The 22,110-nt window shown below is 48.2% G+C and carries 15 protein-coding genes and 1 pseudogene; 7 read left to right on the forward strand and 9 right to left on the reverse strand.

Annotated elements, in window-relative coordinates:
- The first annotated feature begins 1 nt into the window (after position 1).
- The 3 genes from EQP46_RS09045 to EQP46_RS09055 all read left to right on the forward strand — a co-directional run bounded on the left by EQP46_RS09045 (position 2) and on the right by EQP46_RS09055 (position 7,796).
- Positions 2-2,698, forward strand: coding sequence for a GH92 family glycosyl hydrolase (locus EQP46_RS09045; protein ID WP_129493330.1), 2,697 nt, complete (start codon positions 2-4; stop codon positions 2,696-2,698).
- 82 nt (positions 2,699-2,780) lie between these two features.
- A complete protein-coding gene (locus tag EQP46_RS09050) occupies positions 2,781-5,243 on the forward strand; it encodes a GH92 family glycosyl hydrolase (protein WP_129493331.1) in 2,463 nt (820 codons plus the stop codon).
- A gap of 54 nt (positions 5,244-5,297) precedes the next feature.
- Entirely contained in the window at positions 5,298-7,796 is a 2,499-nt protein-coding gene (locus EQP46_RS09055; RefSeq protein ID WP_129493332.1) for a GH92 family glycosyl hydrolase, read from the forward strand.
- Positions 7,797-7,890: 94 nt separating this feature from the next.
- Here the strand turns inward: EQP46_RS09055 and EQP46_RS09060 are convergent, their stop codons facing one another.
- The 4 genes from EQP46_RS09060 to EQP46_RS24535 form a co-directional block, all read right to left on the reverse strand.
- Positions 7,891-8,718, reverse strand: a complete 828-nt coding sequence (locus EQP46_RS09060; RefSeq protein WP_129493333.1) for a helix-turn-helix transcriptional regulator — start codon at positions 8,716-8,718, stop codon at positions 7,891-7,893.
- 200 nt (positions 8,719-8,918) lie between these two features.
- A complete protein-coding gene (locus tag EQP46_RS09065; RefSeq protein ID WP_129493334.1) occupies positions 8,919-9,233 on the reverse strand; it encodes a PTS fructose-like transporter subunit IIB in 315 nt (104 codons plus the stop codon).
- Positions 9,234-9,327: 94 nt separating this feature from the next.
- Entirely contained in the window at positions 9,328-10,380 is a 1,053-nt protein-coding gene (locus EQP46_RS09070; protein ID WP_129493335.1) for a PTS fructose transporter subunit EIIC, read from the reverse strand.
- Positions 10,381-10,974: 594 nt separating this feature from the next.
- Positions 10,975-12,804 (reverse strand): calcium-binding protein, encoded by a 1,830-nt coding sequence (locus tag EQP46_RS24535; protein ID WP_129493336.1) that lies wholly within the window; start codon positions 12,802-12,804, stop codon positions 10,975-10,977.
- 252 nt (positions 12,805-13,056) lie between these two features.
- On the opposite strand from EQP46_RS24535, the pseudogene EQP46_RS09080 reads away from it, so the two are divergent.
- Positions 13,057-13,960, forward strand: a pseudogene (locus tag EQP46_RS09080) (sugar kinase).
- Positions 13,961-14,004: 44 nt separating this feature from the next.
- Here EQP46_RS09080 and EQP46_RS09085 read toward each other — a convergent pair.
- A complete protein-coding gene (locus EQP46_RS09085; protein ID WP_129493337.1) occupies positions 14,005-14,436 on the reverse strand; it encodes a MarR family winged helix-turn-helix transcriptional regulator in 432 nt (143 codons plus the stop codon).
- Between the two features lie 61 nt (positions 14,437-14,497).
- Complete coding sequence (locus tag EQP46_RS09090) at positions 14,498-15,112, reverse strand: cytochrome b/b6 domain-containing protein (RefSeq protein WP_129493338.1); 615 nt, start codon at positions 15,110-15,112, stop codon at positions 14,498-14,500.
- A 224-nt stretch (positions 15,113-15,336) separates the two neighbouring features.
- On the opposite strand from EQP46_RS09090, the gene EQP46_RS09095 reads away from it, so the two are divergent.
- Both EQP46_RS09095 and EQP46_RS09100 read left to right on the forward strand, forming a co-directional pair.
- Positions 15,337-15,792 carry a c-type cytochrome gene (locus EQP46_RS09095; RefSeq protein ID WP_129493339.1) on the forward strand — a complete coding sequence of 152 codons (456 nt, stop codon included), beginning with the start codon at positions 15,337-15,339 and terminating at the stop codon, positions 15,790-15,792.
- Positions 15,793-15,807: 15 nt separating this feature from the next.
- A complete protein-coding gene (locus tag EQP46_RS09100) occupies positions 15,808-16,272 on the forward strand; it encodes a hypothetical protein (RefSeq protein ID WP_129493340.1) in 465 nt (154 codons plus the stop codon).
- Between the two features lie 83 nt (positions 16,273-16,355).
- Here the strand turns inward: EQP46_RS09100 and EQP46_RS09105 are convergent, their stop codons facing one another.
- From EQP46_RS09105 to EQP46_RS09115, 3 genes are all read right to left on the reverse strand, one after another.
- On the reverse strand, positions 16,356-17,513 hold the full coding sequence (locus tag EQP46_RS09105; RefSeq protein ID WP_129493341.1) for a MalY/PatB family protein: 1,158 nt from the start codon (positions 17,511-17,513) through the stop codon (positions 16,356-16,358).
- Positions 17,514-17,753: 240 nt separating this feature from the next.
- Complete coding sequence (gene pyk / locus EQP46_RS09110; RefSeq protein ID WP_129493342.1) at positions 17,754-19,199, reverse strand: pyruvate kinase; 1,446 nt, start codon at positions 19,197-19,199, stop codon at positions 17,754-17,756.
- 152 nt (positions 19,200-19,351) lie between these two features.
- A complete protein-coding gene (locus EQP46_RS09115; protein WP_017010967.1) occupies positions 19,352-20,206 on the reverse strand; it encodes a MurR/RpiR family transcriptional regulator in 855 nt (284 codons plus the stop codon).
- A 316-nt stretch (positions 20,207-20,522) separates the two neighbouring features.
- Here EQP46_RS09115 and EQP46_RS09120 point away from each other — a divergent pair, with 316 nt between their 5' ends.
- Entirely contained in the window at positions 20,523-21,368 is an 846-nt protein-coding gene (locus tag EQP46_RS09120; protein ID WP_129493343.1) for an SDR family oxidoreductase, read from the forward strand.
- The last annotated feature ends 742 nt before the right edge of the window (positions 21,369-22,110 follow it).

The following is a 22,110-nucleotide window of genomic DNA, read 5'->3' on the forward strand; positions in this document are numbered from 1 at the left end:
CATGAAATTCAAAAAGAGTTTAGTTTGTGTTGCGGTAATAGCAGGAATATTGGGGTCGACGGGTTGTACTACTCAGGGCGTTTCTTTCACTGAACAACCTGTTATTGAAATGGGATTAAACGTGCCAGTTGCGTTTGATGACATGGACATTACACGCTTTGTTAATCCATTTATTGGTACGGGCAATTTAGGTAACACGTATCCTGGGGCGACAACACCACACGGTATGGTGCAACTGTCGCCGAACAACGGGTCGAACGGGTGGGAATACACCTCTGGGTATTACTACAACGATAACCGCGTTTCAGGCTTCTCTCACACTCACCTTTCTGGCGCAGGCGCAGGGGATTTGAACGACATCCTTGTGATGCCAATCAACTCCCGCTCAGATTACATGCTTAACGAAGGCTCTCCGCAGCTGAACCTCGAAGCATCACGCTTTAAGCACCGCAACGAACAAGCCACTGCCGGTTACTATTCTGTTTTCCTCGATGACTATGACATCAAAGCTGAGCTGACTGCGTCAGATCGCGTGGGTGTTCACCGCTATACCTTCCCGCAAGATGATAAATCCGAAATCATTGTGAACCTGGGTTTCAACATTAACTGGGACTACACGGCGGAATCGCATTTCGAGTGGGATAAAGACGCCAACACCTTATCGGGCCACCGTTTCTCAGACGGTTGGGCGGCGAGCCAAAAAGAATTCTTCGTGATGGATTTCGATAAGCCAATCAAGTCGATTCGTTTTGAGTATTTCGATCGTGAAACCAAATCGTATGTGCCAGCGAAAGCGGGAACGACCGTATTCACCAACCAATATGCCCGTGCCTATGTCGAGTTTGATACGGCAGAATCAGGCCTAGTGGTTGAAGCCAAAGTTGCACTTTCAAACACAGAAGTGGGCGAGAATGCACAATCTGGTGCGTCGTTGAACATGACGGAAGTGGCGGGTAAAACCTTCGACCAAGTGCGCAAAGACGCCACGGCGAAGTGGGAAATCGAGCTAGGTAAAATCAAGGTTGAAGGGGATGTGGAATATAAACAAACCTTCTACACCGCGATGTATCACGCCTTCTTGGGTCAAACCATTCACTCGGACCTTGATGGTCGTTACCGTCAAGTGATGCAAGGCCGCGGTGCCTACCCGAATGGCACCAATGCCAACGGTGATGTAGTTTCTGAGCCGCTGATTGAAAAAGTCCGCATTGCGGATGCGAACAAAGATGGCAAAGCCGATTTCGTTCGCTACGACACCTTCTCCCTGTGGGATACCTACCGCTCTGTTCAACCGCTTTCAAGCATCATTGAGCCAAACCGCTTGGCAGATGTCGTGCTTTCCATGCTGTCGTATGCAGAAGAAAGCTGGGTCGACCACAACGGCAAAACCCGCCACGGTCGTTTGCCAGAATGGACATTCAAAGGCAACGAAACCGGCATGATGATGGGCATGCATTCAACCCCTGTGATTGCGGATGTGTTGACCAAAGGTTCACTGGATGCGCGTATGGATGAGCTGGGCTTTACCCAAGCGCAGCAAGACGATATTAAGCAGCGTCTGATCAGTGCCATGATCAAAGATGGTCGCAAGGGCAGTGCGGTTGATTCCATCGACGAGTACGTCACTAAGGGTTACAAAGCGTCGAAGATGCGTATCGGTAAAGGTGACCTATGGGCGCACTCACCGTTCGAAACCAGTTGGACGGCGTCATACTCACTCGAGTATGCCTACAACGATTGGACCATCGCGCAAGCAATCAAAGCCGTGATGGGTGAAGACGCACCAGAATACAAAGAGTTTGCTGACCGTTCGAATAACTGGATGGCGCAATTCGATTTCAACGGTAAGAAATACAAAGGCTGGTTTAAAGCGCGTGATACCAAAGGCAACTTCATTGATGCCGATTGGGTTGACCCTGCAACAGGCCTCGCGGTGGATAAAGACTGGCGTCCAGACATGTTCAACTATGCGTTTGCAGAGTCGAACGGCTGGCAGTACTCGTTCAGTGTTCAGCATGATATTCATGGTCTGATTGACCTGATGACGGAATTCGATAAAACCCAGAACCCTGAGGCGAAACGCGGCGAGCTGTTTACCAAACGCTTAGACGAATACTGGTCAACCTACCCAGACCGTAACGCCGGTGACAATCAGTTCCCAGTGTTTAACACGGGCAACGTAGGTCAGCATGTTCAGGGCAACGAGCCTGACCACCATGTCCCTTACCTGTACAACTACGTGGGACAACCTTGGAAAGGGCAAGCTGCCATCGCAGCGGCTACCAATGTGTGTTACGACAATACCCCTGACGGTATTTGTGGCAACGACGATTTCGGCACCATGTCAGCGTGGTTTGTGTTCCGTGCATTGGGCTTCTACCCAGTCAGCGCGTCAACGGGTATTTATGAAATCGGCACCCCGCTGTTTGATAACGCCACCATCAATGTGGGCGACGGTAAAACCTTCACCGTGACGGCGAAAGATGTCAGCCGCGAGAATATCTTCATTCAATCTGCAACATTGAATGGTGAAGTGTTCGAACGCACCTACCTAACCCAAGAAGACATTATGAATGGCGGCACACTGTCATTTGTGATGGGTGATGAGCCAAATAAACAATGGGGTTCTCAACCTGAAAATACGCCGCCAGATTTTGGCGTGGGTAAATTCTTGCATGCGGATCACATGCCGAAATAACCAATAATTATTTTAAGAATAAATTAGCACCACATTAAATAACAAAATTAAAGGGGGAGGTCTCCCCCTTTTTCTAAAAGGAATGAAAATGAAACATACATTAGCACCGCTAGCGGTGGTGATTGCTATTGCGCTGTCTGGTTGTAATTCAGATTCGGATTCAAACTCTCAAATAGGTTTGGTCGGTGAAGTGGTTAATAAGTCACTGATTAAATATGTTGACCCCTTTATTGGCACGGGCGCCGACGGCCACACCTTCCCAGGCGCAGTCTACCCGGGCGGTATGGTGCAGCTTTCGCCTGACACAGAAATGGAAGGGTGGGGCTCTGCTGCGGGTTATTTTGACCACGGTAAAAAAGAAGACATTCCTGTTTACGGTTTTTCTCATACCCACCTTTCTGGAACAGGTATCACTGATTTAGGTGATATTCTTATTTTGCCATTTACTGAAAAAAGCAATGCGACTTATAACACCTTCGATAAAGAAAATGAAAAAGCGGAAGCGGGTTATTATTCTGTCGAATTAAACCGTGGTGATATCAAAGTGGAATTAACCACATCGCCACGTGTGGGTTACCACAAATACACGTTTAAAGAAGGCACGACGCCGTTTCTTAAACTGGATTTAGACCACACGCTAAATAAAAGCTGGGGCAACCGCACCACAATCGGTGATATCGAATTTATTGACGAATACACGGTGCGTGGCATGCGCAGTTCCGATGGCTGGGCGAACAACCAGCACATCTATTTCTACGCTAAGTTCAATCAACCTATCGTCAAAGCGACGGGCATGATCGACGGTGTCGAAACAGAAATCTCGCTGGATAACGACGCTTTCCAAGCCACCAAGACCATCGCCTACCTCGAGTTTGCGCCGTCAGACAAACCTATCGAGCTAACCCTCGGCCTATCGCCAACCAGCGTGCGTGGCGCGAAGAAAAACTTGGATGCAGAAGTCACTGAATGGGGCTTTGATAAGGTACTGACCAAAACGCAACAAGCATGGCACAACGAGCTAGCAAAAGTGTCCGTGAAGGGCGGTACGGAAGAGCAGAAAGAGATTTTCTACACGGCCATGTACCATGCCAACATTGCGCCTATGGTGTTCCAAGACGTTGACGGTACGTACCGTGCAATGCGTACACAGGAACTAAAAGAGGCGGGTGATACCCCTAACTATTCTATCTATTCTATGTGGGATACCTTCCGTGCATTCCACCCGCTGCAAACCATTGTTAATCCAGATCGCGCTGAAGAATACGCGAACGATTTGATCCGCAAATACAAAGACGGCGGCATCTTACCGAAGTGGGAACTTCAAGGTCACTACACGGGCACCATGATTGGCTTCCCTGCGATTTCTATCATTGCCGATGCGATGGTGAAAGGGTTAGACGTTGACGCGCAAGACGCGTTGGAAGCGGCTGAGTTTACGGCGCGCTACCACGAAAAAAGTGAATTCCCTGATTGGACCGATGACCAAAACATCGGTGCAGCCAATGTTGTTCAGGTAAAGGTGTATGAAGAAAATGGCTTTGTTCACCACGGCTACTGGAACTCAGCATCCTACACCTTAGAATTCGCTTACGGTGACTGGGCGGTCTCTGAAATCGCACGTATGGCGGGTGATGTGAAGGTTCAAGATGAGTTCCTTGCGCGCGCTGACAACTGGTTAAATCACTGGGATGCATCAACTGGCTTCTTGCGTCCGAAAAACCACCCAGCGAGTTCTTCGCCAAACAAACCGCCATTGGCGTTCAACCAGCCGATCGATGAAGAGCGTAAAGACGAATGTGTGATGGTCGAATGGCCTGCAGGTTCTGGCACGATGAAAGAACAATGTCCGTTGCTTGATTTCGACCCGTATTACGTCGATGAATTCGCCTTCACCGAGGGCAATGCATGGCAATGGAAGTTCCAGCCAATGCATGACTTTGCCCGTCTAAAACAAGAAATCTTCAACGCGGACAAAGCAAGCGGAAAAGACATCACGCCTGAGAAAGCCTTCCGAGAAGATTTGGACGAGTTGTTCACCGCACGCTCCTCAAACACGGGTGAAGAATTGCCTGACTTGACTGGATACATCGGCCAATACATGCACGGTAACGAACCGTCGCACCACATCCCATACCTGTACAACATGACGGACGAGCCTTGGAAAGCCCAAGAATACCTCGACCGCATCATGGCTGAAATGTACACCATCGAGCCGACCGGTTTGATTGGCAACGAAGACGTCGGCCAGATGTCAGCGTGGTACATCATGTCAGCGATGGGCTTCTACCAAGTTTCACCAGCAGACCCGTCTTACTCGATTGGTCGCCCGCTGTTTGATGAAGTGGCTATAGACGTTGAAGGCGGCAAGTTCTCCATCATTGCTGACAACAACAGCCCGCATAACAAGTACGTAAAATCCGTGACCATCAATGGCAACGCGCTTTCTGATGACTTGACCTTTGAGCACAGTGAAATCAAAGCCGGCGGCGAGCTTCGCTTCGTGATGACTGGCGACAAGAAAGAAGCCATGCAGGCAAAAATCTAATTGTTCATAGACTCGATGCCGCCAGCGTGCGGCATCTTTCTCAAGGATTATTCTATGTCTATTTCTCGTGTTTCTAAGGTTGCGTTGTCAGTCTCTGCCGCCCTTTTTATGTTTGGTTGTAACTCCAGTTCTTCTGATTCAAACCCGAACACAGGCGTTGTTTCGCCAGAAGTGAATGTTCTGAAATATGTTGACCCGTTTATTGGCACTGGGTTTAACGGTCACACGTTCCCTGGCGCAGTGGTGCCTGAAGGTATGGTGCAGTTGTCTCCTGATACAGAGCTCATGGGCTGGCACTCATCGTCGGGTTATCACTACGACAAAGACACCCTGTTTGGCTTCTCACACACTCACTTGTCTGGCACCGGCATGGGCGGTTTGGGTGACATTCTGTTCCTTCCGTTTACGGAAGAGAACGCCAAATACATTGAAGACTCTGACGATTACCGCGATGCGATTTCCGTCAAAATGGATAAAGCCTCTGAAGTGGCAGAAGCGGGTTATTACTCAGTGAACATCGCTGAGAATGGCATCAAAGCTGAGCTTACCGCCTCTGAGCGCGTCGGCTTCCATCGTTATACCTATCCAGAAGGCCAACCGCAGCGTTTGAAAGTCGATTTAAATTCGATCCTTAACAGCGATTGGGGCTCCACGTCGCTGCGCAACAAACTGACGATTTCTGAAGATGGTTACACCATCACAGGTGAGCGTGATGCGGCGCATTTCTCTGGCTGGGCGAAGAACCAAAAGATCTTCTTCCACGCCACCTTCGACAAGAAAATCAAAAACGTTCAACTTCTCGTTGGCGGAGAGCAAGTTGATGGTCTGAGTGCCGAAGACATTTCCGAATTGGTTTATGACACTGACGGTAAACCGATCAAACGCACGAAAGCCGACGTGACCGCGTATGTCGAGTTTGAACAAGGTGACTCACAATCCCTGAACGCACAGGTGGCGATCTCTGCCGTCAGTGCGGAAGGTGCACAAAACAATCACCAAGCAGAAGCCGGTGTGTCGTTTGATACGGCGCGTACACAAGCCAGTGAAAAATGGGCAAACGCGCTGAACCTAAGCGTGAAAGGTGGTACTGATTCGCAGAAAGAAATTTTCTACACCGCGCTGTATCACACCAAGATCGCACCGCAAGTTCACCAAGATGTCGATGGAAGTTTCCGCGGCATGGGTAAAGGCTCAATCCGAGAAGGTGAGGGCGAGTATTCCATCGCCTATGGCCAAGCGACAGAAGCGTTACCTAACTTCTCGGTTTATTCCTTGTGGGACACACACAAAGCGCTGCACCCTTTGAAAACCATCACTGAACCAACGCGCGCCGTTCAATACGCGAAGAACTTGGTTCAGAAGTACACCGAAAGTGGCTTGTTGCCGAAGTGGGAACACTTAGGGGACGAAACCGGCACCATGGTGGGTTACCCTGCGGTTGCTGTGATTGCAGATGCGATCACTAAATTCCCAGACGCCTTCACGCAATCTGAAAAAGCGCTGGCCCTCAAAGCGGCGATTGATTCCTCCACGTACGACAACTACGACTCGCTTGCCACAGAGTGGGATGTGCCGGTGTTGAATCGTACCCTGACCAAGCACATCGACTACATCCAGAAAGAGGGTTTTGCACCAGCGATTCAACGTGATGCGAATGGTGATCCGATCGACCCTGATCACACCATTGAATCCGTGTCATACGGTTTGGAAAACGCCTTCTATGACTGGGCCATTGCGCAGATTGCGAAAGCGGCAGGCGATACCCAAGCAGAAGCGACCTATCTCGAACGCTCAAAAGGTTACAAGCATTACTTCGACAATAATCCGATGGAGTATGCCGAGTACGGTGTAACGGGCTTTATGCGCCCCGTCATGATGGATGGCTCGTTCATGGCACCGTTCGACCCGTTTGGTACTGCGCATGAAACAGGGAACTACACCGAAGGTAATGCATGGCAGTGGACATGGTTTGTGCCCCACGACATTGCGGGTTTGAAAGAGGTGATGGGGGGAGAGGCTGCGTTCAAGACCAACTTGGAAGCGACGTTCACAGCTAAAAGCCAAGGTACCGAAACGCCAGACATGTCGGGTTTGATCGGTCAGGTGGCGTTCGGTAACGAACCTTCACACCACATTCCGTACTTGTACAACTGGACGTCAGAGCCTTGGAAAACCCAAGAAGTCGTCGACCACATTTTGGATGACATGTACTTAGCGGAGCCAAAAGGCATCATCGGTAACGAAGACGTTGGCGCAATGTCAGCGTGGTATGTCATGTCTGCCATGGGCTTCTACCAAGTCAACGCGGCTGATCCTACCTACACCATTGGCCGACCTCTGTTCGATGAAGTGAGCATCCCAGTTGCTGGTGGCGAATTCAAAATCACCGCTGAAAACAATGCTGACGATAACTTCTACGTCAAATCAGTGACCATCAATGGTCAACCTCTTGAAGACGATTTGTTCTTCAAGCACACCGATATCAAAGCGGGTGGAAAACTCCACTTCGTGATGACTGGCGATAAAAACGAAGCGATGACACTTGTTCGATAAGATACGTTGTTAAAGAAAAAACAAGCCGCTCGTAAAGAGCGGCTTTTTTGTGTGTGTTGATACAGATAAGGACAAGGAAAAAAGGGTCAGCGAACTACGCGGCATTCAAACGGTATTCGCTCGGCGTCTTACCGGTTTTCTGCTTAAACACGCGGCAGAAGTAGTTAGTGTCTTTGAAGCCGCATCGGCGGGCGATTTCTTCCACTTTGAAGTTGTATTTCTTCAACATGAACTTGGCACGGTCTAGGCGCACATAGGTCACGTAGTCAGCGTATTTCACGCTGCCTTCTTGGTTAAACAGGCGAGAGACATGCGCGGATGACACACCAAAGCGGTTGGCGACTGAAATGCGGGTGATGTCTTTGTGGAAGTTCTCCTGCACGTAAATACACATACTGCGATAGAGCTTCTCGCCGCGGCTGACTTTCTCTTGTTGCGGGTTTTGCAGTAACGCTAAGCAATACAAAATCAATGATTTGGCAAGGTGCTCACCCATCACGGTGCATTTCTTCTCTTCCGCAATGCAATTCAATGCGGCTAAGACATGTTCGACGGCCATGGATGAGGGCAGAGGGAGCGCTTGTTTAATGACGTCAACAAACCCTTCCCCTTCTTTGTAATGCACATAACTGAAGCCCACTTGGTTTTTGCTAAACAAAATAGAAATCATCTGTGAGGATTTTTCCCAGGTGGGTTTGCTCCATGCATTGGAAGGGATGTAAATCATTTGATTTTCGGTGAGAGAAAGGTTTTCAAAACCTTGAGAAGAGTCGACCACTAAATCATATTGCCCCTCAATAATGATCTCTAGTCGATTAAAGTTAACTTGGTATGAACCTTCTGGTGGCGTATTTTCGCCACAACAAACACGGACAAGAGGCCCATTAAATTTTTGTAGGGATTCGGTTATTATTTTGTTCATTTTTTCGAAGCCTTATTTTTACCGATGAAAGTATTAATAAAGCGGGATGAGGGCAAGGTAACTTTGATTTGAAACGACACGAATATGTCATTTTATGACATGGGTTAGATTAATAAAGACAGAGGTGGATGACGGGAAGGAAATAAAAAAGCGGAATGAAATTTTTCAATCTCACTCCGCAACATTTTTATTTTACTGGATTATGCTTGCGCTAGCATGCTTTCAAGTTTCGCGATGATTTCAGGTGCTTGTTTCGCAGCCTGAGCAACGGTGACGCGAACGATCTTTTTACCGTTGAAACGCTCTTCTTGTTTGATAGCGATATCTTTAGTTAGAACCACTACATCTGCGCCTTCCACGTCTGCTGCAGTCAGTTCGTTTTCGATACCGATAGCGCCTTGAGTTTCAATTTTAACGTCCCAGCCTTTTGCTTTTGCAGCGGTTTCCAGAGCTTCAGCAGCCATGTAAGTGTGAGCAACGCCAGATGGGCAAGAAGTTACGCCGATAAGTTTCATAATATTTCTCTCTTTTACACTTTTATGGTTTTTCAGTTCTATCTAGAGCGACCATCGAGTTGTGGATAAATCGCTCCAGTTTATTCAATGTTGTTTAGTCGAAAGACAGTTCTAGTTCTTCTGTATTCGCTTTTGTATCTTCTTCGCGGTCAGCTACTGGTTTTTTCAGGTAGTTGACGACAAGGGCCGTGGTTGCAGCACCGGCGATAACAGCGATGACATACATCATGCGGCCTTCAACAACCGGTAGAACAATCAGACCACCCCAAGGTGCGTGGTTAAGTACGCCTGCCATGAAGGCCACAACGTTACCAACGATACCGCCAGCGATGATTGCAGGGATAACACGTGCTGGGTCATTTGCTGCGAATGGGATTGCACCTTCAGTGATACCGATACAGCCCATGATTGCTGCTGCTTTACCTGCTTCACGCTCTTCTGGAGAGTATTTCTTAGGCGCAAGGAAGGTTGCCAGTGCCATACCTAGTGGTGGAACACAGATTGCAACACCAACACCACCCATCAACCAAGGTTGAGTACCGACTTGAGTTTGCGCGAATAGGGTTGCTACTTTGTTGATTGGACCACCCATATCGAATGCAGTCATACCACCTAGAACCGCACCCAGTACCGCTTTAGATGTGCCAGCCATTGATTGTAGGCCTTCGTTCATGAATGCCATGAAGCCTGCGATAGGTTGACCGATTACCCATACAACCAGTGCAGAAACGATGAACGTACCGCCGATTGGAATGATGAAGTAAGTAGAAAGCGCTTTAAGCTTGTTAGACAGAGGGATGCGCTTAAGTTGTAGAACAACGTAACCAGCGATGAAGCCGACGACGATTGCGCCTAGAAAACCAGCTTGAACTTGGTTAGCAAGGTAAGCACCAATCATACCCGGAGCAAGTGCTGGGCGGTCTGCGATAGAGTAGGCGATGTAACCGCCAAGAACAGGAACGAACAGGGTGAAACCTGCGATACCCATGTCCCAAATACCTTCAAGGAACACGCCTTCTGGCACTGCGCCTTTACCGCCTAGCATTACAGACAATGCAAGTAGAACACCACCGGCAACAACGAACGGCAACATGTGGCTGGTGCCCGTTAATAGGTGTCTTTTTAACTCCGAGAAATCAACTTTCATGTGTAAGACCTTTATTTATAGTTTGACGATTGGATTTAGCGAGATAGATATTTTTCCCTCTCGTTTATGGGGCTGATTATGCGCCGTGAATGCCGTGCTGGATATTGGACAAATAATCTCTTTACTGGAGAATTGTTGCATGTTGAATTGACTGAGAAGGCAATCACATAAACGCGGTTGTTAATGATTTTTGGTGACTTTACGCACATTTATATCGCCGAAATAATAAAGGTAAGCCAGTAAGAATGCGGTATGTAAAGGAATGTTGAATTAAATTGTTAAATAAGATGAGCAGTGCAGATAGGCGAAAGTGAGGGTGTAAACAAGCAGTGTTAATCACATTTTTACTGGATAAATAAAGACGGCCTTCACATATATCCAAACAACCTGTAGATGCTAGAGTTTATTGTATTATCTCTGTCCTTAACTAGTGGGAAGCGTCGCTGGGCACCGTCATTCTCTTTCCATTAGGCATAGGGAATAAGAAGGTGTAATGAGAGAGACATCTGAAGCTGATTGTGGAAGGGAGTGTGTACAGGAATAAACAATGCCACTGACATAAGAAACGGACAGTGGCATTGATTTACTTAGCTGTTATACAAATTCAAAAATGTCGCTGCCTATGTTATCAACAGACACGTATTTGAGCTGGATATCAGAAAGGCCATTATTGATGGATACGATGCTGTAAACGCCAGATTGAACATAACTGATCATGCTCATGTCAGTCGCTAAAGAGCTGTCTATCTGAATCTTGTCTTCGAACACGTTGAAGTCGAGAATAGCATCGTCGCCAGATTGAACATCATAGAAAAAGGTGTCTTGGCCAGCACCACCTTGAAGTACGTCGAAACCTTGTCCACCAGAGATATAATCATTGCCGGCATCACCATAAAGCGTATCGTTGCCTTCACCGCCAAACATTTGGTCTTGGCCATCTCCTCCGTGCATGCGATCATTACCGCCTTCACCAAGGAGGAGATCATTGCCACCCCAGCCTCGAACTGCATCGACGCCATCGCCAGCATAAAGCTGATCATCACCGTTTCCGCCGTCGACTCGGTCATGTCCACCACCTGCGCGTAAGATGTCATTGCCATCCCCACCAAGAAGAAGATCATTACCTTCACCGCTTTCTAAGATATCGTTGCCATTGTCACCGCGAAGGCTGTCATCACCTGCGCCTCCCGTCAGATAGTCATCTCCGTTACCACCGCTCAGGCGGTCGTGACCATCATTGCCATGCACAACGTCGTCACCGTCGTCACCGTGTAACAAGTCATTGCCTGTTCCACCGACAACAGTGTCGTTCCCGTCACCACCATGGAGGCGATCATCACCCTCTTGGCCATACAATTCATCAGTACCTTCATCCCCTGTGATTGCATCATTACCAAGTCCACCTTCGACGAGATCGTTACCAGCGCCTGCATTGATTCGGTCGCCACCGTCTTGGCCGTACAAACGGTCATCGCCTTCGCCACCGTTGAGAAGGTCGTTTCCTACGCCGCCAAAGATCAGATCTTGGCCAGTGCCACCGATAAGTGTGTCATTGCCGTTATCACCGAACAATTGATCGTCACCGCCTTCACCAAACACAAAGTCGTCACCGTCTCCCGCATGAATAATGTCGTTTCCGTCGTTGGCAAAAGAATCTTGGTCACCAGGAATAAAAAGTTCGATGTTTTGGAGGAAATGAAAATATTGAGGAATGTTAAGCCCTGTATCACCGTAGAGAATGTCATTACCTTGACCACCCAGGAGTTGATCATCATTTTCTCCACCGAAGAGTTGGTCGTGACCTTCACCACCGGAGAGAACATCGTCACCTATCTGACCACGTACCGTATCATTACCTAAGCCGCCGCTGAGTGTATCGTTGCCATCTTCAGCCCACAGAGAGTCGTCACCATCGCCACCTTCAAGGGTATCATCTCCTTCGCCACCCCAAAGTACGTCGTTTCCTTCGTCGCCATAGAGAGCATCATTTCCTGCTTGTCCAAAAAGAACGTCTCTGTCGGCTCCGCCATGGAGGGTATCTGTGCCGTTTCCGCCTCTGGCAATATCATTTCCTTCACCAGCGAAAACAGTATCATCCCCTTCGTTGCCAAAAATACGGTCATCCCCAGAGCCACCATCAATACTGTCGTTGCCTAGACCACCTTCAATAAGATCATTACCCGTACCGCCAAATAAATTGTCGTTTTCGAATCCACCTCGTACCCAATCGTCGCCTGCATCGCCGTAAACGGCATCTACGCCATCTCCGCCAATAACCGTGTCATTGCCGTCGCCGCCGTAGATGAAATCTGTGTCGCCATCTCCCTGTATGACGTCATCTCCCCCAAAACCATAGATAAAATCTACGCCTTCAGTGCCTTTAATCCTGTCGTTATTCTCAGTTCCATTGATAGTATTTGTCATACGATCTTCCTTTGATTAAACGTGTGGTAGTTATAGTTGCATTCCAGATGTATGTATTAGAACGGATGACGTTGATTTTTTGCTCACTCAAAAATGAGACAATCGCAATTTTTTTCCATGTTGGTTGTTTACTATCTGAAATGTTTAATTATTTTTTAATCTTATGAGAATCTTTCGGAGGGTCTGCGGTTTCTTGAGGCATTCACAAGGCGTGGAAGTTTGAATGATCACATTGTACTGATCGGCGAATGGATGGTTGAACTCATCAAACAAGATGGTGAAATGATGCAGGGTTTTGGTGGTGATACGCAAAACACGGCGGTCTACCTAAAAAGGCGGCTCTCTGGCATCCCGAATGACGTTACGTATGTCACAGGGTTAGGGCACGACCCTTTCAGTGATGAAATGATGGCCGCGAGGCATGCTAAAGGTATTAATAGCGATTTGGTTTCACGTCCACAGAGCAAGCTGCCTGGCATGTAAAGCGTGCATACTGATGAGGAAGGGGAGCGCGCCTTTCATTATTGGCGTAGCGATTCCGCGGCGCGATATTGGCTTGAGGGAATGGATATTTCAGCATTGGTAAAAAAGCTCAGTAATTTTAATGTGATTTACTTGAGTGGGATAAGCCTCGCCATTCTGCCAACCAAAAGCCGTGAAACCTTGTTTGAGGGGCTTGCCGCGCTAAAGGAACAAGGCTACAAACTGGCGTTTGACAACAATTTTGTCCTCGGTTATAGCGTCACGGGCAGAAGCCAATGCGTGCCACCAGCAGATGTTAGCACTCACTGACATCGCGTTGCTGACGTTTGACGATGAACAGGCATTGTGGGGGGATGCAGATGTTGAATCCACGCTATCTCGAACCCAACAGTTCGGTGTGCCCGAGATCGTCATTAAGCGAGGGAAAGCCCCTTGCTTGGTCTATTTCGATGGTATTACTGACGCTGTGGAGGTTGAGCCTGTTAGCAAGGTGGTTGATACGACCGCTGCTGGCGATTCGTTCAGCGCGGGGTATTTGGCGAAGCGATTGCAAGGTGGTTTGCCCACCGAGGCGGCAAAAGCGGCCCATTCACTCGCAGGGTGTGTTATTCAACATCGTGGTGCGCTTATTCCACAAAACGCCATGCCAAAGATGTCTACCCACATAACCTGAGGTGCAGAATTTAGCGAGTTTGGCTGGCGTTGTGATCGTGGCGGCTATAACTCGACGTTGGTCACCACTTTTTGCAGTAGGTGAATCAGTTGGGTTTGTTCGTTGTCGTTTAAGGTCGTTAAAAGCTCAGCATTGATCGCCATTGGAATCGCAGCCACCTTGTCACGCAGCGCCTTGCCGCTTTCGGTAAGGTAGATACGGTAGTTTCGACGACTATCTGGGTCATCACGTCGCTCTACGAGCCCGAGCTTTTCTAACTTGTCCAAGGTGCGGGTTGTCGTCGAGTTTTCCACTTTTGCTTTTAAGGCAATTTGGCGCTGTGTGACACCTTCTTCTTCCCATAGACACATCATGGTCGGCCAGAGTGCGACAGTAAGCCCGTGCTGTTTTAGCTCAGCGTCCAAACGTTTCTCGGCCTTTCCTGCCACAACGTTGATAAGCCAACCAAAACTTGCTTGGCGGTCAAATTCACTCATTCTTATTCTCTATGTTCAATGACACGGTTCTGGGGTGTTTGGGTACGTTAATATAGAAACGTTAACTCAACAGCATGCCAAACATGCCGCCCACACTGATGAGCAGTATACCAGCACGAATATTCGAGCGGAAAAATACCGAAATAGGGCGAGGTAAGTGCTTTTGGGTTCCGGTGATCATCGCCTTCACCAGAGGGGTACCCTGGCGCTTGTAGAAGATGATTGCGCTGATGTGCAATGCCACGGTAGCGACCAGTAGGTAAGCAGCATACAGATGCATCGTGACAAGCAGATCGGTGTCATAAAGTATGCTGTCGTCGCTGAGAAAAGCATCAAAGAAACCTGCCATCGACATACCAATAAAACACTGCTTAAGCAGAAGTGACAGCATTGCGATAACCATCCAGCCGCCCGCGGGGTTATGGCCCGCACCATGATGAGGGTGTTGACCCTTCATATAGCGATACACCGTGCTTGGTGAGCGCAAGAATTGGCGAAATCGACTCGTTTCGCTGCCAAACACTCCCCACAGAATACGCCAAACAAGTAACCCTGATAGAGCAATCCCCAGTAATTCGTGTGGGCCTGTTGCGTTGAACCCTGTGACTGCGAGAAGGGTAAAGAGTAGGGCTTGAAGCCAGTGATAGAGGCGCGTGGGGAGATCCCAGATTTTCATTTTTCATGTTCCGACGTGGAGTGTTTGCGTTAATTTACACAACAATAGTTGCGCAGGCAATGATTGCAATGTAAATTAAGTGTCAGTTCGGTCAGGATACGTCGCATTCAGGTGCGACGTCAGTGCTTAAAATATGAGCGCAGAGTGCATAGCTTAAAAGGCGTATGACCTGACATTCAATCTTCCAATTGCAACAGCATATTTCGGTTTTAAAGGAACAAGGTATGACAGGCTCATCGCGCAAGTTAGTACACACTCTGGTTTTTGGCACCACGCTAAGTTTGATGGCGATTCCGTCAATGGCGGAGAAGCAAGACGTTGTTGATGCACGCCAAAAGACCTTTGTGTCGATGGCTGATTCTTTTAATAGCATGAAGAAATTGGAAGATGGGCGAGATACGGATTGGGACACGATCAAAACCATGGCGTTGAAAAATGCAGCATCCATCAGCTCGCTGCCGGCGTTGTTTCCTGAAGGCAGTTTAGAGGGTAGCCGAAGTAAGGACACCGTGTGGACCAAGTGGGGCAAATTTGAAAAAGGCTTGGTGTCGTTAGAAGCAGCCTTTGAAGACATGATCACGGCGGCGGAAGCACAAGATGCCAAAGCCTTAAAGAAAGCGTTTAAGACCGCCGATCGCAGCTGTAAAAGTTGTCATCGTGCTTATCGTTCTAAATGGTAATCAGGAGAAAACAACATGAACCGACAACCATTGACGGTGATTCATCGCACAGCGGGCGCTGTGGCGTTTCTGACCATTGCGGCTTTTTTCAGTAGTACTGTATACAGCGAATTCTTTGGCGACCATGCGTTAGTTGTGCAAGTGAAGCACGCCATTCTTTGGTGCCTTCCATTGCTGATCGGTTCCATGGTGCTCACTGGGCTTTCAGGCAACAAGCTTTACCCTGCAAAAGGGAAAGGGGTGATGGGGCGAAAGCAAATGCGCATGAAGCTGGCGGCCATGAACGGAACCTTGGTGATGCTGCCAGCGGCGGTGTTTCTGTTCTTTAAAGCAAGCGCAGGGGAGTTTGATGCGTATTTTTGGACAGTGCAAGGCATTGAGCTGGTTGGCGGCGCACTGAACTTATCCTTGATTGGTTTGAACATTCGCGATGGCTTGTCATTGAAAAAGGCGAAGCAGCCCCGTCAGCAAGCAGCATAGCCACACCACACGTGATTGGTGAACAAAACACAAACAGCACCCTTGGGTGCTGTTTGTGTTTGGGTTCGACGATGAAGCTAACGCTAAAGCGCGGCGACAGCCGCTTTCATTCTTTTTAATGCTTCATCCAGTGTTTTTCTTGTGCAGCCGAAATTAAGGCGTACAAACCTGCGATTGCCAAAATCTAAACCCGGAGATAAACCAACGCCCGCCGCTTCAAAGAAACGATGAGGGTTATCAACGGGCAACCCGCTGCAATCAATCCATGCCAAATAGGTGGCTTCGATGTGTTCGAGTTTCAGGCCTGGAATCGCATTGATTTCGGTCATGAGCAGATCGCGATGGTTGGCGAGGTAATTGAGCTGTGCTTGCAGCCATGCCTCTCCATGCTCATAAGCCGCTTCTGCTGCGGTGAAGGCCAGCACATTCACGCCCGGCACAATGCCGCGTTTCACTTTGTTAAAGCGTTTGCGAATGTCGGGATTCGGAATAATGGCAATGGATGCACCTAACCCTGCAATATTGAAGGTTTTACTCGGTGCCATGAGTGTAATGCTTCGCTGAGCTGCGCTTTCATTCAAACTGGCGAAAGGGATGTGGGTGAGCGAATCATCAAGGAGCAGGTCGCAATGAATTTCGTCGGAACACACGAACAAGTCGTGTTTTTCTGCGAAAGCCAGTGTCGCTTCTAATTCCTCGCGGCGGTAAACCGTGCCACCTGGGTTAAGTGGGTTACACATCTGGAATAAGCCACCCTTGCCGGTTAACTGTGCTTCTGCTGCATCCAAATCCGGCAACCAACGGCCTTCATTCAATACGACAGGGGCTTTGACTAATGGCCTTTCTGCAAACTTAGCCGATGAGATAAAAGGTGGATAAATAGGGCTTGGGCTGATGATGGTTTGTCCATCGTCAGTGAGTGCTCTCGCGGCAAGGTTTAAACCACAGACTAACCCTGGCAAATATACCACCCATTCCGGCTCAACCTGCCAGTGATACTTCTCCGCCAAACGTGCAATGAAAAGCGCTGTCAGCTTTTCTGATGAATGTGTGTAGCCAAAAATGCCATGAGACACGCGCTCGTGAAGGGCTTCAATCACTTCGGTTGGCGATTGGAAATCACTGTCTGCAACCCACATCGGTAAGACGTCTTGCCCTTTGTATTTATCCCATTTGTCGCTGTCTGTGCGGGTGCGATCGAGTTCTAAGTCGAAATTGAAGGTGGTTTGGCGTGTTGTCATTGGCTCATCCTGCGGGTTAGCAATCAAATGAGCTTACTGAATTCATTGTCGCAAGGTAATCAAAACCCGTGCATTTCTTGAAATGGAGCCGAATAAAAGAGTCGATTACAAAATTGGAGGACAAGGTGACAAGGTGATAGGGGGTAGAAAGGAACACCTAAAACGGACAATGCGCTTCTTTTCGAAGCGCATTGTGTGGAGAGGTTTACCGGCCGCGCGTATTGCGCGGTGACGTTACCATTAGGTCACGGTGATCATACGCATGGTATTGGTTGTGCCGACATAGCCAATGATGTCACCTTGCGTGAAGATCACCACGTCCCACGGCTTCAAATAACCCATTTCTTTCAGCATCTTGATCGCTTTGTGTGCAACCTCAGGGCCTGCGCCAGTGTCGCTTTCAAAATACACAGGCGTTACTCCACGGTAGAGCGCCGCGCGGCTGAGTGTCGATTCGTGTTGGGAAAGGGCGAAAATGGGTTTGCCCGAACTGATACGCGACATCATCAGTGCTGTCTTGCCTGATTCTGTCAGCGAGACCATGGCTTTTACTTTTGGCATGTGGTTTGCCGCGTACATGCTTGCCATGGATACCGTTTCTTCAATCAGCTCAAATTCTTTGTTTAATCTGTGGTTCGAGACGTTGATGGACGGCATTTTCTCTGCGCCCACACACACTTCCGCCATGGCTTTCACGGTTTCTAGTGGGTAGTCACCTGCGGCGGTTTCTGCTGAAAGCATCACGGCATCTGTGCCATCGAGCACGGCGTTTGCAACGTCCATGACTTCCGCACGGGTTGGCATGGGCGCTTTGATCATGGATTCCATCATTTGTGTGGCGGTGATAACACAGCGGTTGAGAGCACGTGCGCGTCGAATGAGTTTTTTCTGCACACCTACCAATTCCGGGTCACCAATTTCTACCCCGAGATCCCCGCGCGCCACCATGACGCAATCCGACGCCTCGATGATATCGTCAATGTTTTCATCGGTAGAAACGGTTTCTGCGCGTTCTACTTTGGCGACAAGGCGCGTTTCTAACCCTGCATCCCTCGCCAGAGAGCGTGCCAAGCGCATGTCGTCACCATTACGCGGGAAAGAAATCGCCAAGTAATCCACACCGATTTTAGCGGCGGTGAGGATGTCTTGTTTGTCTTTATCTGTCAGTGCTGGTGCGGACAAGCCGCCGCCTTTTTTGTTGATCCCTTTGTTATTCGAAAGGGGGCCACCCACCGTCACTTCGGTATGTACGCAGGTACCTTTAACAGAAATCACTTTGAGTTGAACGCGGCCATCATCAAGCAACAGGATGTCACCATTCGACACGTCCTTTGGCAGTTCTTTGTAATCCAGTCCCACACGCTCTTGATCGCCTTTGCCAAGAGGAAGGTCGCTGTCGAGGATGAACTTGTCGCCGACTGCCAAGGTGATTTTGCCGTTTTCAAACGTCGAGACGCGAATTTTAGGGCCTTGAAGATCGCCCAATATACCAATGTGTTGCCCCAGCTTGGCCGCAATCGTTCTCACTTTTTGCGCGCGCGCCATGTGGTCTTCGGCGCTGCCGTGAGAGAAGTTCATTCGGACGACGTTAGCACCTGCAGCGATGATTTGCTCGAGCATGTCGTCTTTATCTGTCGCTGGGCCAAGAGTGGTAACAATTTTTGTTCGACGCATTGGTTCAGTCATGAATATCTCCAAAGTGAATGCTTAGTTCAAAAAGCAACAGCATCTCGTACTGCCAAAGTGAATTCCCTATTTGTTAATAAAGTGTAGCCGAGGAGGGTCGTGCGCGGAAAAAAGAGAGAAAAAAGGCAGACTTAGTGTCTGCCTTTAAGCGGTTAGGTCAGTGACTCTTTGTTAAATCGCGAGTCCTTGATGGCGTCTTTTACGCGTTTTAGGTTCTCTCGGAACCCAGGGCCTCGTCGTAACGTAAAGCCTGTGGCCAATACGTCAATCACTGTCATTTGCACCACGCGGCTTGCCATTGGCATATAGATGTCGGTGTCTTCTGGTACATCTAGCGTGATGGTCAGTGAGCACACTTTATCCAGCGGTGAGCCTTTTTCGGTGATACCAATAACGGTTGCCCCGTTTTCTCTCGCAAGGGTTGCGACATCGACGAGTGATTTGGTGCGACCCGTGTGAGAAATAACCACCACAACATCACCGTCTGAGCAGTTAATGCAGCTCATGCGTTGCATGACGATATCATTGAAACAAACGATAGGAATGTTGAAGCGGAAGAATTTGTTTTGCGCATCATGCGCGACGGACGCTGACGCACCAAGGCCAAAGAAGGAAATCTTCTTCGCTTGTGTCAGTAGGTCAACGGCACGGTTAATTTGGTGTGGGTCTATGCTGTTTTTAGCAACATCAAGACACGCCATGGTGGATTCGAAAATCTTGGCAGTGTAGGCGTCAGCGCTGTCGTGTTCTTCAACATTGCGATTTACATAAGGCGTGCCATTGGCAAGGCTTTGCGCAAGATGAAGTTTAAAGTCAGGGAAACCCTTAGTGTCTAAACGACGGCAAAAACGGTTAACAGTAGGCTCACTCACGTCTGCCAATTTGGCTAAGGTAGCAATGCTCGAATGAATCGCTGTTTGTGGCGACGCAATGATCACCTCAGCGACTTTTCTCTCCGATTTGCTGAAATTTTCAATATTTTTTTGTATTTTTTCTAAGGTATTCATCCAGATTACCGCTTTGCGTCCGCTGTATAATTTATCGGCATGGTTGATGTTTTTTGCTGCAAAACGCCACTACCGACTTGAAGTTTAGGATAAAAATAATCCTCAATAATGTTATAGATAAGTCTAACGTTTGGTGGTTAGTAAGAACATTTTATTGGGGTTTTGACATTAAAAACTTTGTATTCATTCACGCTTTCAGTTGTTTTATTACACAAGTTCGGAGTTTTTTTTCATCAAAAATTAAACTTTTGCCCACATGTAGCACGTATTCTGTGCTTTTCCCCGATTAATGAAATTGGATTACAGAGAACTTTCGATGCAGAAACCATATAAAACAGTGTCCGTATGTGGATGCGGCTGGCTAGGATTGCCGTTGGCCGAATCTCTGGTTCAATCGGGCTATCAGGTCTTTGGCACGAAGCGCGTACAAGCTGATGCCGATGCGCTCAATACAAAAGGGATCCAAGGCGTATGTTTCGATGTGTACGCTCCGACTGCTTCTTCGAATACTGATGTGCTGTTTAGTGCTGACGTGCTCGTTGTAAATATCCCTCCGGGAAGGCGAAACTTTGAGCGCGAGCGCTTTGTTAACGCCATGAAATCTTTGGTAGATACCGCAAAATTGCAAGGCGTGAAACAGCTCATTGTTGTAAGTACCACCTCTGTCTATGGGGAAGTCACGGGTAAGGTAACAGAAGAGACGGTTTGCGTGCCGAATACTGAATCTGGCAAAGCGCATCTCGACATTGAAGAGCATGTACTAAAGACGTTTCCTGAAACGGGTGTTGTGTTGCGATTTTCTGGGCTCATTGGTGCTGAGCGACACCCTGCGAAGCATCTTGCGGGCAGAGAGGGGATCACCAACGGCAATGACCCTGTGAATTTGATTCATCGTGACGACTGTATTCAAGCCATTTCTCTTATCATCAATCAACAAATCGGTGGCGGGGAGGTGTTGCATCTTAGTGCGAATGCTCACCCAACGCGTGCGGAATTCTACTCATGGGCAGCAGGGGGGATGGGGTTGCCATTGCCGACCTTTGAACTGACCGGTGGCGAAGGAAAATGTATTGTCGCCAAAGGCACACTCGATAAGTTGAAGATGACATTGAAGTATCCGTCGCCCTTTGACATGCCGTTGCCTGTTGTGAATGTGGAGTAGGCAACTGCCGATGAACCTGAAGCAAAAGGCCTGATGGCAAGCGGGCTAGTAGTCCATAAATGGAAGCCAAAAAAAAGCCCGCTTCATAGAAGCGGGCAACATAAATGTTTTGTAACTAGGAGTAAGAAAAAGCAGCAGCATTTAGCGATAAGTTAGAAATCATGTTTGGCGGCCAGCTATACATTTTAAGGCACTTATTCGCTATCTACGTATACTATGACGTCCCACATTTTGTTTAGTTCAAACTAAATTCACTTTTTTTCGAATTTCTTTTTGTTGCCCTCCTTCATACCGTTTCATTCCCCATCGACATGCCTGCTCTGAATGCGCGTCTCGTTTCGCCCCTTGTGCTTCTGATGTAAAAAACCGTTAGAGAGGGGGAGACATCGTGGCGAGTAACAATCAGGACGAACTACGAACTACGAACAATGAACGCGACAGAAATAGAGGGTTAAGAAAAGTTGGGTCAAAGAAGACGAAGAAAAACTGTTTTAGAACCAGCAAGATGAAAAAAAGCCCGTACGCAAATTGGCGTTACGGGCTTCAGAAGATAAAAACTTCTTAAGAAAAAGCAGTGGCATTATATGTGACCTGTTACTGTTGGATTTGTTCCCGCTCCCTCCAATTTTTTTCTCAAAAATGAGTATTTTCTTTTTCTTTCCAAGGGAAAGTTAATAAATAACAACAAGATAAATTTTGTGACTTTTTTTCGAATTTGATTGCGGTCACGCCTCCAATTGTT

It is taken from the genome of Enterovibrio baiacu, from assembly GCF_004120195.1.
Taxonomy (GTDB): domain Bacteria; phylum Pseudomonadota; class Gammaproteobacteria; order Enterobacterales; family Vibrionaceae; genus Enterovibrio; species Enterovibrio baiacui.